The following is a 14,273-nucleotide window of genomic DNA, read 5'->3' on the forward strand; positions in this document are numbered from 1 at the left end:
TCAGCAAGCCCTAAATAGCTGCGTCTTTTTTATTGCTAAGTGAGCCTACCCTTTCCCAGTTATTGAGCAACCATGCCTCTTTCTTTAGTTCTGTGCTTAAACCGAATGTATCAGGTAAACGGGAAATAAACGATAAATTTTGTTGTTGAATTTCCGCTAGATTTTCCGTTGTGATTAATGCAGAATCGGCTTGATAAATGAGATTTTTCCAATCTTCATGGGAAAGGATTTTTCTCATCTTTTGAATGAATTCCACATTCCAAGATTTATCCGAAGTATTCCCATTTTCTACTTTTGCAAGGATAGGAATTCGTTCAGGTGTGACCCCCATCCCCAGAACGATTTGTTTTAAGTCAGGCCTATGGGCCTTACTATACCCGTACGTAATTTGCAGTCCATCTTCCTTCGGTTGCTTATATTCGCCGTAAACAGAAATTGAGGTTGTATCGTTATGCAGTATACCAATAGGAAGATTCAATTTTTTTAGTGCTTTTAATGCAAGGGTGGAATAGACTTTCCATGCTTCGGCTTCATACAAGTAATCTAATGCTCTTCCTAATGCATCATCATTTAATTGATCGGGTGAAACCGATGTATCGAAAAGCATCTCAGAATCTAGGTTTTGATAGAATTCATGAACCTTATCAGCTCTGAGGAGTAAAAATTTTTCGTGATAATTTAACTATTCCCCCCCAAAAATGCGGCTAAATATGTAATAATTTAAATAATTAGAGCTTGCTGGACGAATATTTTGGTATGGCTTAGTGACAAGTCGAATACAAGCTAAAATTTGATTCGTTCAGCAAGCCCTAATTAAACTTGGCTGTTTTGAGGGGGTTTTTATTTTGGTTACTAGAAAAGAAAAAAGAAATCGTGAAAAAGAAGCAAATTATTTTTTCGAGTTCCTTAAAATTCAGAAGCATTTTTTCAAAGACCTGATGAATAACCTAAAAAAGGTAGCAGACCACCGACATCAAAGCTATATCACTTATGGTCCAGAGGTCCTTTTATTTACGATGATGTTGAAAAATATGACCGGCCTAAAATCCATGAGAAACATGAGTGAGAGTTTTAATAAAGAAGAATGTATTAAAAATGTAGGGAAGGTGTTAGGCTTAGATTCTCTTGAAGAACTTCCACATTATGATACAATTAACGACTTTTTATCTGGCTTAGATGTAAATGAATTAGAAAAAATTAGAACGTATATGATTAAAGAATTATTGAAAAAAAGGTCTCTCGAGTCTTATCGAATTGAAGGAAAGTACTGGGGTGTCATCATTGATGGAACTGGATTACACACCTTTCATGAGAAACATTGTAAACACTGCCTGAGACGGGCATATACAAATAAAGAAACAGGAGAAACGAACGTACTTTATATGCACCATGTACTTGAAGCCAAGCTTGTCGTGGGGGATATGGTCTTCAGTATTGCCTCCGAATTTATCGAAAATGAATCAGAAAATGTTTCTAAGCAAGATTGTGAATTAAAAGCCTTCGACAGGCTGGCAAAGAAAATAAAAAAAATATTTAAAAGACTACCGATTTGTATCTTGGGAGATAGTCTCTATGCATGTGAAACGGTATTTAATCTGTGCAGGGCGCACAAATGGAAATATATATGCAGATTTAAGGAAGGGAGAATTAAAAGTATCTCGACGGAGTTTAGGGCAATAAAAGAGCTGGAACAAAGTAAGGATCAGAATTCATTAGTTTGGGTGAATGATATTGCCTACAAAGACAGAACGGTCAATCTGATGGAGGCCACAATGAAAACAGAGGATGGGAAATCGAAAGAGTATGTATTTATAACGGATATTAAAATCACGAAAAAGAACGTGGAACGACTCATCGCTGCAGGAAGAAGCCGCTGGAAGATTGAAAATCAAGGATTTAACGAACAAAAAAATAATCGTTACAATATAGAACATGCCAATAGCCAAAACTACACAGCCATGAAAAATCATTATTTATTAGTTCAAATAACAGATATTATTAGACAGCTGTTTGAAAAAGGTTCGTCAATCTTAAAAGCACTCAAAAAAACGGCAAAAGAAAAATCCTCAAATCTGTTGGAATCGTTTCGGACACGCATTTTAACAGACGAGGATTTCACCCATTTAAGTAAGCCAATACAAGTAAGGTTTACTTAATGGTTATATTATAGCAAAGGATGTGATGTAAAAAAAGGTTTTTTTGAAGTTATCCACAATTTTAAAAAAGAAATTTGCAAATTCGGCTCTTTTTGACTTTGAAAGCAGAAAAAATAGATGGAAAAATTTTCTAAATGTGGATAAGTCATTTTATCATAAAACATCTAAAAATTGATGAATTTACTCTTCAGAACTGGAACCTTATAAAGGGGCTTGCCACTGCATAAAATGTTTAAGACAAGGGCTTTAATCCTTGTTCCGGGTGAGATATGACAACGGACAGAATCCCATTTGACTAAATCATTAATGGTTTTTTCGAGTTCTATTTCATCACACAGTTTAGATAAAAGTTGAGACGGCCCCACATGTAAGGTTAAAATTTGATCTGACATAAAAATTTCCTCGTCTTCCCCTAGTTTAGATAATCATTCAATTCTACAAAGAAGGAGAAAATTCCTTTAAAAAAATCTTAAAATGGAAAAATTTACGTGCGGAATATGCGATGTAACTTAGCCACTACTAGTCGTTGCTTGTTCCAACGTGCAGAACCTTTCTTTCTTCGAGAAAGAATTCGTTGTGCTTTTGCTAATTTATCTAAGGCTTGCCGATAGTAACGTGGGTAATTGGCTTTCTTACCCTGTTCACTCTCGACATATAGACCATCCATAGCAAAATCCAAACCAACAACTTTCTGTATTTTAACTGGACGAATATCTTTCTCATATTCTGTTAAAATTGAAATGTAGTATTTGCCTGTCTTTGTTTTAGAAATAGTGCAAGATTTGATTTTATAACGCATATTCCGCACGTAAATTTTTCCATTTTATGATTTTTTTAAAGGAATTTTCTCCTTCTTTGTAGAATTGAATGATTATCTAATTACGGGAAGATGAGGAAATTTTTATGTCAGATCAAATTTTAACCTTACATGTGGGGCCGTCTCAACTTTTATCTAAACTGTGTGATGAAATAGAACTCGAAAAGACCATTAATGATTTAGTCAAATGGGATTCTGTCCGTTGTCATGTCTCACCCGGAACAAGGATTAAAGCCCTTGTCTTAAACATTTTATGCAGTGGCAAGCCCCTTTATAAGGTTCATGAATTCTATCAAAACCTAGATTCTGAGATGCTTTTCGATACATCGGTTTCACCCGATCAATTAAATGATGATGCATTAGGAAGAGCATTAGATTACTTGTATGAAGCCGAAGCATGGAAAGTCTATTCCACCATTGCATTAAAAGCACTAAAAAAATTGAATCTTCCTATTGGTGTACTGCATAACGATACAACCTCAATTTCTGTTTACGGAGAATATAAGCAACCGAAGGAAGATGGACTGCAAATTACGTACGGGTATAGTAAGGCCCATAGGCCTGACTTAAAACAAATCGTTCTGGGGATGGGGGTCACACCTGAACGAATTCCTATCCTTGCAAAAGTAGAAAATGGGAATACTTCGGATAAATCTTGGAATGTGGAATTCATTCAAAAGATGAGAAAAATCCTTTCCCATGAAGATTGGAAAAATCTCATTTATCAAGCCGATTCTGCATTAATCACAACGGAAAATCTAGCGGAAATTCAACAACAAAATTTATCGTTTATTTCCCGTTTACCTGATACATTCGGTTTAAGCACAGAACTAAAGAAAGAGGCATGGTTGCTCAATAACTGGGAAAGGGTAGGCTCACTTAGCAATAAAAAAGACGCAGCTATTTACCAAATTCAAGCTTTTGAAAGACAAATTCAAAACCTTCCTTACCGGTTTCTTGTTGTCCACTCAAACAATTTAGATCAACGAAAAGAGAAAACCCTAAATCGGGCGATCGAAAAGGAAGAAATACAATTAAAAAAAGAGATAGAAAAACTGAGTAAAGTTATCTTTCATTGTAAAGAGGACGCACTAGAAGCAATTCAATCTTTTAAGAAAAAACAAAAGGCTTCATATTTCTGTTATAAACTAAACGTCCAGATGAGTGATCAACCTATCAAACGAAAAAAGAGAGGAAGACCTAAAAAGGACGAACAGACAAAACAAGAACAAATCTATCAAATACAACTGGAATCGTTTGAAAAAGATCATGATTTTATCGAAAATAAGAAAAAAATGCTCAGCACTTTTGTTTTAATCACAAATAAATTAGATGAGGAGACACTATCCAATCAAGAAGTTTTGAGGGTTTATAAAGGACAGTCGGCCGCTGAGACCCGTTTCCGATTAATCAAAGATTCACAAATGATTGATGCCATTTACTTAAAAACCCCGGAAAGGGTTGAGGCCTTAGGTATTGTGTATGTGATGGCTTTATTAATCTATGGAATTTTAGAATATCGAGTTAGAAAAGAACTGAAAGAAAAGAACCTATCTCTAATCTTGAAAGGAAAAAGGAAACTCTATCAACCCACAGGCCAAGCATTGTTAGAGCAATTAGAAGATATTACCGTGATCCTTATAAATCAAAATCAACAAAAAATAAGGCTCTTACCCGATAATATTGATTCACAAGCCAAAAAAATCATTGAATTATGCGGGTATGATGTATCAATATACGTGTCAAAAAATGTCGAAAACAAAGGAGAATAACACACAATAGGAGGAATTCATGAAAAGAATGTCGAATTGAAAAGAATTTTATCGAAAATTCCTCAAAAATAAGAAGATATCATCCCACCAAGCCATTTAAATATAGTTCATTCAAAAATTAGAATGAACTATATTTAAGACGTGCGAAATGTGGGTTATAATCAGCAGGTATCTCTCTATGCTGTTTCATTTTTATTGGCTTTTTGATTTTTGGCAGTTTGATATGACCATTTTCTAGCTTAATATTTCCGTTGACCATATTAGTTGTATAGGATTGTTTTGCTTTACGATTTTTGAACTTTGGAAAATCCGCATTTCCTTCAAAGAAATTCTTATAAGCAGTCTGTAAGTTCATTTGTGCATTTGCCAAAGCTAAAGAATCCACTTCTTTTAGGAATGGAAATTCACTTTTATATTTTGCAGGAGTCGGAAACTTTTGCTTTTTAAGCGATTCTTTATCATCCTTGAACTTTTCATACGTTTCTTTGCGTTCAGCTAACATCTTATTGTAGACAAAGCGAACACAACCAAATGTCTTAGCTAATAATGCGGATTGTTCTTTGTTTGGTAACAAACGAAACTTGAAAGCTTTGTTTTGCTTGGCCATATCAATTCACCTCACTTTGTGCGGAAAAATTTCGTATATATTGATTATATCGTAAAAAATCCGTACAATCAATATGAGGTGATAATCATGAGAGAAGAGAAAGAACGTGTAGAAATTCGTATGCCTAAGACGATATTAGAAAAATTGGAGCAATATCAAAAAGAAAATGGGATTCCAACTAGAACAGGCGCAATCTTAGAATTGTTGAGAAAAGGATTGGAAAAATAACTTTGGCTAAAGCCAACCGAAATTCATCTCCCACCTACTCATTGGTGCGATTCGCACCTTCACATTCCTTGAGGATGGGAGACTTCTTTCGGAAAGCCGTTAAAAAACGCGGTCCTGGTTGGTGTGCTGAAGGATATTTTTATGTTTTCCGGCTGCGGTGCGGTTTGTCTTTCCTAATCTGTGAATGAAAGACATTTCGTTATTTCCCGGTTCGCGGTTTGTCCTTCATTACCCCGATGAAGGACGTTTCGCTGTTTCTGGGTCTCCATTTTGTCCTTCATTACCCCGATGAAGGACATTTCGCTGTTTCCCGGCACATGTTTTGTCCTTCATCACCCCGATGAAGGACATTTCGCTGTTCCCGGCTCTCCATTTTGTCTTTCATCGCCCTGATGAAGGACATTTCGCTGTTCCCGGGTCTCCATTTTGTCCTTCATCACCCCGATGAAGGACATTTCGACACTTAGGGCCCTGCTTTTTGTCCTTCATCGCCCGGGAAAGACGCATGCAACACCTTTTTTTGTGCTTCAGTCTGATCGAACGTTTAGATCATTTTTAACAGTGCCTTTTTCCCGATCATGCCGGCGGTAATACCGAGTTTTTCCGCTTCATGGGTGACCGACTCGAGCGGTGCTTCCAGCAATTGTTCGATCGTCTTCACACCGACTGCCCTGCCGGCGATAATTTGGCGGTCTTTTAGTTGATCATTCAACAAGCTCACATCAAGCGCACCGCACATAATATAGCCCTTGTCGCACGATACGGCCAGCAAGGTTGTTTTCGGCAGCCGGACAGTTGTCGCGATAAACGTATGTCCCCCGATCTCAACAGGTGTTACGGTTACCATTTCCATCCGCCCCTTTCTTTTATACTTTATGAAAAGGGCGGTGAAAAGTTCCTGCCAGCCGCTGTGCTGCCATATCCCCATTCCGCAAAAAGGCCCTTGGAAACTCCGTTGGCATCACTGATTCTCGGGGCCAGGAAACTTCGATTGATGCATTGCTGCCTTGCTTTGCGTCTGGGTATTTAATCCTGCTGGCCGTATTCCTTCAATAACTTCCATTCCATTACGTCACGCAAAAATTCCGGCATAAAATAATGGATTTTCGCCTCACGGATATGCGGGAAAAAGTCGCCAAATGTGTACATATCAATCGTACCAAGCCTGTAGATGCGGTCCGGCTCCAGCGGCCTGCCCCCCACCTCTATTTTCTGCAAAGCATGATTAAAGCCGATATTCCGGTAAATAAACCGGCCCATGATTTTCCCGCGGAAACCGAGCCCTTTCAGCTCCAGATGCGGCCATTTCGGGTCGAGCGTTGAAAGAAGCACTTCCTGAAGTTTTTCGCCTGTCAGCTCGACCAGGCATGGGTTGATCGGGTGCGGGAGAATACGGTGGAGATCAAATTTCGTGACCGGCCCGTGTTCCATACTATCCAGCACAAGGCCGGCATTTAAAAACGCGCAATCGGCATCGCACCATTCCATTACCGCATCGCAAAGCAAGCCCGCAAGCCGGTTTTCCCTGAACCAGTCCGATTCCAATTTTTCCGGTAAATACACAAGTTTTTGATTCAATAATTTTTTTCCTTCAAAATAGTAATGTTCAATCTCGGCCGTTTCTCCGGGCGGTTCCTGGAAGTTCCCGGTCGGTAAAGCACGGGCGGACTGATAGACTATTTTTTTGGCAGCCGGATCGATTTCAAGCTTGACATGCCCGATATAATAGCCGTATTTGCCGGCTGCCGCAAGAAGCGTCCGCCCGTCCAGTTCACCTTTTGCCAACACATGGTGCGTATGCCCGCCCAACACAAGGTCCACTTCCGGGTACAGCTTTGCAATAAGGCGGTCTTCATGAATGCCGAGATGCGATAAGACGATGAGGATATCCGCCTCTTTTTTTAAAATATTCATTTGTTTCCCTAGTTCTTCCAGTGGATTAGAAAGCTGCCAACCCAGCAGCCGGTACAGTTTATAAAATCCTGCTGTCACACCGGTTACCCCGATTTTGACACCGCTTTTTGTCGTGTACAGTTTCCGCGGCACTGCCCACTGCGGCCGTTTCCCGTTTTCATCGAACAGGTTGGCAAGAATCACGTCAAATTGTGCTTCCTCATACAATGTGTCTAGCGCCTCGTGCGGCATCGTAATCCCTTCATTATTTCCAATGGTCGCAGCCAAGTACCCCAGTTGATTTAAAAGCCGGACATTTGCCTTGCCCATGGTCCCTTCTGTATACGGATGCCATCTGTCGACGTGGTCGCCGAGGTCAAACAGCAGCATCTCTTCATTTTGCCGGGCATGCTGCGCCTGTTTCCGCTCAAGAAAATGCCGGATTTTCGGCCAGTTTTCAAAATGGCTGTGGATATCATTTGTATGGTATATATGTAAAATTTCGTTCATATTTGGTCCCCTTATCATCATGAGGGTAATCTCGTCATGCCGTTTCATACGGCCGCTTTTTATCCTTTATGCTTATGCAGTTTATTTTACCACGATTTTCAAATTGGCGCCCCATGAAAAAACAGCCGTGCGGAATCCGCAAGCGGCTGTTTTTTCTGCCATCACCGTCTAAAACTAGGCTTTACAGCAATATATGAGGGGTGATTTGTGGGTAAATCGCACCCCTACGTTCAAAAACTCTCTATAACCGTTGATATATCAAGGTTATCCAATCGAACCTTCCATTTCAAACTTAATCAAACGGTTCATTTCGACGGCGTATTCCATCGGGAGTTCTTTTGTGAACGGTTCGATGAAGCCCATAACGATCATTTCCGTTGCTTCCTGTTCGGAAATGCCGCGGCTCATCAAGTAAAAGAGCTGTTCTTCCGACACTTTTGATACTTTTGCTTCGTGTTCCAAAGAAATATTGTTGTTTAAAATTTCGTTATAAGGCACGGTATCTGATGTGGACAGGTGATCCATAATCAGCGTGTCGCATTCGACATTGGAACGCGCGCCGTCCGCTTTCCGGCCGAAATGCACCATGCCGCGGTATGTGACTTTTCCGCCGTGTTTTGAAATCGATTTGGATACGATCGTGGACGACGTATTCGGCGCAAGATGGTACATTTTCGCGCCGGCATCCTGGTGCTGGCCTTTTCCGGCGATCGCGATCGACAGCGTCATACCGCGCGCCCCTTCGCCTTTCAGCAGCACGGAAGGATACTTCATCGTCAGTTTTGAACCGATGTTGCCGTCAATCCATTCCATTGTCGCATTCTCTTCACATACGGCGCGTTTCGTTACAAGATTATAAACGTTGTTCGCCCAGTTTTGGATCGTCGTATAACGGCAATACGCATTTTTCTTAACGATGATTTCAACGACTGCGCTGTGGAGCGAGTTTGTCGAGTAAACCGGCGCCGTGCAACCTTCGACATAGTGGACGGAGGCACCTTCGTCAACGATGATAAGGGTCCGTTCAAACTGCCCCATATTTTCCGAATTGATCCGGAAATAAGCTTGCAGCGGGGTATCCACTTTTACACCCGGCGGAACGTAAATGAAAGATCCTCCCGACCAGACAGCCGAGTTTAAAGCCGCAAATTTATTGTCCGTCGGCGGAATGACGGTTGCCCAGTATTTGCGGAAAATATCTTCATTTTCTTTTAAAGCGGAGTCCGTGTCTTTGAACACAATCCCGAGTTTTTCGAGATCCTGCTTCATGTTATGATAAACGACTTCCGATTCATACTGTGCGGAAACGCCGGCCAGGTATTTTTGTTCCGCTTCCGGAATGCCAAGTTTATCAAATGTATTTTTGATTTCCTGTGGTACTTCATCCCACGAACGGCCGGCATGTTCCGTCGGTTTGACGTAATACGTAATGTCGTCGAAATTTAACGCGGAGAGATCGCCGCCCCATTGCGGCATCGGTTTATTGTAAAAGTGTTCAAGAGACTTCAGACGAAAATCAAGCATCCATTGCGGTTCTTCTTTCATTTTTGAAATTTCTTCCACAATTTCTTTCGTCAATCCGCGTTTTGCACGGAAAATGGAAACATCTTTATCATGAAAGCCGTACTTGTAATCACCGATTTCCGGCATTTTTTTAGCCATCAGCCATCATTCCTCCAATCCTTTTTCGCTTCTTACCCCTTTTTCCATTGCTTTCCATGCCAAAGTTGCACATTTGATCCGGGCAGGGAATTTGGATACGCCGTGTAACGCTTCAATATCGCCAAGATCTTCAGCCTCTTCATAGTCTTTTCCCTGCACCATTTCCGAGAAAATGTGGGAAAGTTTCAGCGCTTCGTCTACTGTTTTTCCCTTTACGGCCTGCGTCATCATGGAGGCCGATGCCATCGAGATGGAACAACCTTCACCAGTAAATTTCGCATCTTGGATGAGGCCGCCCTCCACTTTCAATGTCAAATGAATCCGGTCGCCGCAAGTTGGGTTATTCATATCGACTGTCAGGCTTCCATCTTCCAAACTGCCCCTATTCCGCGGATTTTTATAATGGTCCATAATCACACTGCGGTAAAGCGCATCAAGATTAGAAGACATTTGTAAAATACTCCTTTGCTTTCACGATACCGGCAACAAGTTTGTCAATATCTTCTTTCGTATTGTATAAATAAAAGCTTGCACGTGCGGTCGCTGTCACGTCCAGCCATTTCATCAACGGCTGTGCGCAATGGTGGCCCGCGCGGATCGCAATGCCTTCCGCATCGAGGATGGTCGCGGCATCATGCGGATGCACGTTTTCTAAATTAAACGTCACAAGGCCGGCGCGTTCGTCTGCGCTTTCCGGGCCGTACACCGTAATCCCTTCTATTTCAGAAAACTGACTGAGGCAATAGGCACTTAAATCCTGTTCATGCGCCGTAATTTCATCAAGCCCGATTTCTTCGAGAAAATCGATGGCTTCCCCGAGCCCGATTGCACCGGCAATAACCGGAGTGCCGCCTTCAAACTTCCACGGAAGTTCTTTCCAGGTGGAATCGTACAGGCCGACAAAATCAATCATTTCGCCGCCGTATTCGAGCGGTTCCATCTCTTCAAGCAGCGCCTTTTTGCCGTACAGGACGCCGATGCCGGTCGGACCGCACATTTTGTGACCGGAGAAAGCAAGAAAGTCGCAGTCAAGATCCCTTACGTCCACTTGCATATGCGGCGCACCTTGGGCGGCATCGACGACCATGTAAGCACCATGGCTGTGTGCGATTTTCGCTATGTCTTTTACCGGGTTAATGGTGCCAAGCACGTTTGAGACAAGCGCTGCAGCCACGATTTTCGTCCGCTCCGTAACCGTTTTTTCCACATCTTCAAGTCGCAGCGTACCGTTTTTTTGCATCGGCACATATTTCAAAACGGCGCCTTTTCTTTTGGCGAGCTGCTGCCACGGGATGAGGTTGCTGTGATGCTCCATGTAGGTAATGACGATCTCATCGCCTTCCTGCACTTGTGCATCGCCGAAACTGTGGGCAACAAGGTTCAGCCCGGCTGTCGTCCCTTTTGTAAAAATGATTTCTTCCGTTGATTCGGCACCGATAAATTTGCGGACTTTTTCGCGCGCGCCTTCGTAATGGTCAGTCGCTTTTGTCCCAAGCGTATGGACGCCGCGGTGAACGTTCGAATTATATTCACGGTAGTATTGGTTGACGGCTTCAATGACACGGAGCGGCTTTTGTGAAGTCGCAGCACTGTCTAAATAAACAAGCGGGTGGCCGTTTACTTCCTGGTCCAATATGGGAAACTGCCGGCGAACTTCATTGATATCCATTATCTGACTTTCCTTTCAATGACTTCCGTCAATTGTTTTTTTACACTTTCGATCGGGAGCTGTGTGACAACCGGTGCAAGAAAGCCGTGGATGATCAGCCTTTCCGCTTCATTTTTCGAAATCCCGCGGCTCATCAAATAGTAAAGCTGAACCGGATCGACACGGCCGACAGATGCGGCGTGACCGGCCATCACATCATCTTCATCAATGAGCAACATCGGGTTTGCATCGCCGCGCGCTTTTTCGCTTAGCATGAGGACACGCGATTCCTGCTCGGCGTCCGACTTGCTCGCGCCGTGCTCGATTTTGCCGATTCCGTTAAAAATCATCGTGGACGCGTCTTTGACAACGCCATGTTTTAAAATGAAGCTTTCTGTATTTTTCCCGAAGTGGGTAATGCGCGTTGTAAAGTTTTGCGTCTGTTTGCCGCGGCTGACCACAACGGTTTTGGAATGGGAAACGGATCCGTCGCCCACAAGATTGGTCGTATTGTCTGAAATCGTATTGCCGTCATTCATCATGCCGAGCGACCATTCAATTTGGGCATCGCGCCCGGTGTAACCGCGGCGGTTCACATATGTGGTGACCCCTTTTGCAAGCGCATCAACCGCGCCGTATTCGATCTTTGCATTGGGGCCGGCAATGACTTCCGTTATGATGTTCACAATGCCTTTTGCACCATCGTTTGCCGAAATATAGTTTTCCACATAGGTGACGGCACTATTTTCTTCAGCGACCACCAGCACATGGTTGAAAAGCGGCGCTGTTTCATGGTCGTGCACATAAATGGCCTGAACCGGTTCTTCGAGCACAACGTTTTTTGGCACATATAAGAATGTCCCGCCGTTCATCAGCGCAGCATGGAGCGCCGTCAAACGGTGTTCATCAGGCTTAACCGCCTCTGCCATCAAATATTTTTGGACAAGCTCCGGATGTGCTTTGACTGCTGTCAAGATATCGGCCAAAATGACGCCTTGTGCTTTCGCGCTTTCCGACAAGGACAGATAAGCCGGTGTCTGGTTATGCTGGATATACAAGTTTTGCTTCGCGTTTTCAAGATCCACGAGCACCTTTACTTTTTCCGGCAGTTCATTCAAAGTGCTGTAGGCTGCGCTTTCCACACTGAAATCGGTAAATTGCGTAAAGTTCCATTTATTCAGTTTCGTCTTGTCCACTTCCGGAAGCGGCAGGACCTGGGCCCGGGCTAATGCCTGGAGTCGGAACTCCTTCAGCCATTCCGGTTCACCATTTTGTTCGGAAAAGGTGCGGACATCTTGCTCATTCATTGCTAATTTCGTTTCTGTCATCAAGTCTCTCGCCCCCTGCTTAAGCTTCCTGGCCGACCGTTTCGTCTTCGATGCCAAGTTCCTGTTTAATCCATTCGTAGCCTTCCGCTTCAAGGCGGTTTGCCAGTTCAGGGCCGCCTGATTTGACGATGCGCCCCTGCATCATGATGTGGACGGCATCCGGTGTAATATAGTTTAACAATCGCTGATAGTGGGTAATGATGATGCAGCCGAAATCTTCGCTGCGCATCGAGTTGATGCCTTTTGCGACAACTTTCAATGCATCGATGTCAAGGCCGGAGTCGATTTCATCGAGAATCGCAATTTTCGGTTCAATCATCATAAGCTGCAAAATCTCGTTCCGTTTTTTCTCGCCGCCGGAAAAGCCTTCATTCAAATAGCGTTGCGCCATATTTGTATCCATTTCAAGAAATTCCATCTTTTTGTCGAGCTCGCGGATAAATTTCATCAGCGGGATTTCATTGCCTTCGCCGCGGCGCGCATTGACCGCCGAGCGCAAAAATTCCGCATTTGTCACGCCGCTGATTTCGCTTGGATATTGCATCGCGAGAAACAGGCCGGCTTTCGCACGTTCATCGACTTCCATTTCCAGCACATTTTTTCCGTCAAGCGTGATGGTCCCTTGGGTAACGATGTATTTCGGGTGCCCCATAATGGCAGAAGACAGCGTCGATTTCCCTGTTCCGTTCGGGCCCATGATCGCATGAAATTCACCGCTGTTTACTTCCAGATTGACCCCTTTTAAAATTTCTTTTCCCTCTACTTCGACGTGAAGATCTTTTATTACGAGTTTTGATCCTGCCATAAAAAATTCCTCCGTTGTTTGTATATTCAGATCCAATTTATTCTTAATTTATTCTCATTATTATTTTATAACAAATGAAAACTATGTGCAACTAGTAAAAACCTGTGGATAACCATGGCATGCCATCTTTTTTCCGCGGTTTTCCGGTCTTGCTTATTCATTAATAATAGCACAAAATAGAGCCGGTATAAAATTCCTGATACAGATTTCTTGAATTTCCCTGGATTGCGCATTGGGAATCCGGGCAGCCGCCTGAAACGGCATAAAAAAAGCCGGGATTTGTTTTGCAATCCCGGTTATGCTGTGATTCTCATTTTCAGTCTGTTATTTGATAATCAGGCGGATCTGGCTTTGCTTTTTGGCACAGGTTGCGGAGTTCCCGCAAGCCAGAATAAAGATTCCAGCAATAAAAAATGGCGATACGTTCCCCTGTACCGGAGTTCGCCCATTTTCAGAAATGTCCCGAGGCGCGCACGGCGGGACAGAAGCTGTTCGAATTGCCGGCGCGCCATTTCCAGTTCAAAATCCGCTTTGCCGGTTTCAAGCTGCACGCAACACTCCTTGGAAAAAGCAACGAGCAAGCATTCTTCCCCTGTGCGGAACGATACGGTAACAGGCACCGCCGGCAGCAGCATCCGCAATTGTTTTTTCCGTGCCAGGCTGTTCAGGAAAAACTGGATGGTCCGTTTCATGGCAACACGCTCCAATCCTCATTTCCTTTACCTATTCTGCACGGGTAGCGCTGATCCTGCCGGAATCGTTCAACAAATCGCGCGCTTTTCCGGCCGGTTTTGGCGGCAATGCTCGAACAGTGTCTGAAAAAAGTTTTTTCTGCGGTTTGAGCGGC

General features: G+C 43.0%; 11 protein-coding genes and 4 pseudogenes. 3 read left to right on the forward strand and 12 right to left on the reverse strand.

The window, feature by feature from the left end; all coding sequences use genetic code 11:
- Positions 1 to 13: 13 nt before the first annotated feature.
- A pseudogene (locus NSS95_RS11475) lies at positions 14 to 643 on the reverse strand (IS1634 family transposase); the annotation flags it as partial.
- 202 nt (positions 644 to 845) lie between these two features.
- On the opposite strand from NSS95_RS11475, the gene NSS95_RS11480 reads away from it, so the two are divergent.
- Positions 846 to 2,156 (forward strand): transposase family protein, encoded by a 1,311-nt coding sequence (locus tag NSS95_RS11480; RefSeq protein ID WP_014096263.1) that lies wholly within the window; start codon positions 846 to 848, stop codon positions 2,154 to 2,156.
- 197 nt (positions 2,157 to 2,353) lie between these two features.
- On the opposite strand, the pseudogene NSS95_RS11485 reads toward NSS95_RS11480, so the two are convergent.
- Positions 2,354 to 2,548 (reverse strand): annotated as a pseudogene (locus NSS95_RS11485) (DUF4277 domain-containing protein); the annotation flags it as partial.
- Positions 2,549 to 2,658: 110 nt separating this feature from the next.
- Positions 2,659 to 2,949: pseudogene (locus tag NSS95_RS11490) on the reverse strand (transposase); the annotation flags it as partial.
- 110 nt (positions 2,950 to 3,059) lie between these two features.
- On the opposite strand from NSS95_RS11490, the gene NSS95_RS11495 reads away from it, so the two are divergent.
- Entirely contained in the window at positions 3,060 to 4,745 is a 1,686-nt protein-coding gene (locus NSS95_RS11495; protein WP_260832243.1) for an IS1634 family transposase, read from the forward strand.
- Between the two features lie 157 nt (positions 4,746 to 4,902).
- Here the strand turns inward: NSS95_RS11495 and NSS95_RS11500 are convergent.
- A pseudogene (locus tag NSS95_RS11500) lies at positions 4,903 to 5,352 on the reverse strand (RNA-guided endonuclease TnpB family protein); the annotation flags it as partial.
- 87 nt (positions 5,353 to 5,439) lie between these two features.
- Here NSS95_RS11500 and NSS95_RS11505 point away from each other — a divergent pair.
- Positions 5,440 to 5,580 (forward strand): hypothetical protein, encoded by a 141-nt coding sequence (locus tag NSS95_RS11505; RefSeq protein ID WP_014095675.1) that lies wholly within the window; start codon positions 5,440 to 5,442, stop codon positions 5,578 to 5,580.
- A 544-nt stretch (positions 5,581 to 6,124) separates the two neighbouring features.
- Here NSS95_RS11505 and NSS95_RS11510 read toward each other — a convergent pair.
- The 8 genes from NSS95_RS11510 to NSS95_RS11545 all read right to left on the reverse strand — a co-directional run bounded on the left by NSS95_RS11510 (position 6,125) and on the right by NSS95_RS11545 (position 14,118).
- Positions 6,125 to 6,427: a YunC family protein gene (locus NSS95_RS11510; RefSeq protein ID WP_029142400.1), complete on the reverse strand. Its 303-nt coding sequence runs from the start codon at positions 6,425 to 6,427 to the stop codon at positions 6,125 to 6,127.
- A 179-nt stretch (positions 6,428 to 6,606) separates the two neighbouring features.
- Positions 6,607 to 7,983: a bifunctional metallophosphatase/5'-nucleotidase gene (locus NSS95_RS11515; RefSeq protein WP_340713898.1), complete on the reverse strand. Its 1,377-nt coding sequence runs from the start codon at positions 7,981 to 7,983 to the stop codon at positions 6,607 to 6,609.
- Between the two features lie 264 nt (positions 7,984 to 8,247).
- On the reverse strand, positions 8,248 to 9,645 hold the full coding sequence (gene sufB, locus NSS95_RS11520; RefSeq protein WP_014097530.1) for a Fe-S cluster assembly protein SufB: 1,398 nt from the start codon (positions 9,643 to 9,645) through the stop codon (positions 8,248 to 8,250).
- Between the two features lie 6 nt (positions 9,646 to 9,651).
- Positions 9,652 to 10,095, reverse strand: a complete 444-nt coding sequence (gene sufU, locus NSS95_RS11525) for a Fe-S cluster assembly sulfur transfer protein SufU (RefSeq protein ID WP_014097529.1) — start codon at positions 10,093 to 10,095, stop codon at positions 9,652 to 9,654.
- Positions 10,085 to 11,314, reverse strand: a complete 1,230-nt coding sequence (locus NSS95_RS11530) for a cysteine desulfurase (RefSeq protein WP_026683851.1) — start codon at positions 11,312 to 11,314, stop codon at positions 10,085 to 10,087. The genes sufU and NSS95_RS11530 overlap by 11 nt, the downstream gene beginning before the upstream one ends.
- Entirely contained in the window at positions 11,314 to 12,624 is a 1,311-nt protein-coding gene (gene sufD / locus NSS95_RS11535) for a Fe-S cluster assembly protein SufD (RefSeq protein ID WP_340713899.1), read from the reverse strand. Before sufD ends, NSS95_RS11530 begins: the two co-directional genes overlap by 1 nt.
- A gap of 16 nt (positions 12,625 to 12,640) precedes the next feature.
- Positions 12,641 to 13,426 carry a Fe-S cluster assembly ATPase SufC gene (gene sufC / locus NSS95_RS11540; RefSeq protein ID WP_035189630.1) on the reverse strand — a complete coding sequence of 262 codons (786 nt, stop codon included), beginning with the start codon at positions 13,424 to 13,426 and terminating at the stop codon, positions 12,641 to 12,643.
- A gap of 335 nt (positions 13,427 to 13,761) precedes the next feature.
- Positions 13,762 to 14,118, reverse strand: a complete 357-nt coding sequence (locus NSS95_RS11545) for a hypothetical protein (RefSeq protein ID WP_013860142.1) — start codon at positions 14,116 to 14,118, stop codon at positions 13,762 to 13,764.
- Positions 14,119 to 14,273 lie beyond the last annotated feature (155 nt).

The organism is Weizmannia sp. FSL K6-3076 (genome assembly GCF_038007245.1).
Lineage (GTDB): Bacteria > Bacillota > Bacilli > Bacillales > Bacillaceae_C > Weizmannia > Weizmannia faecalis.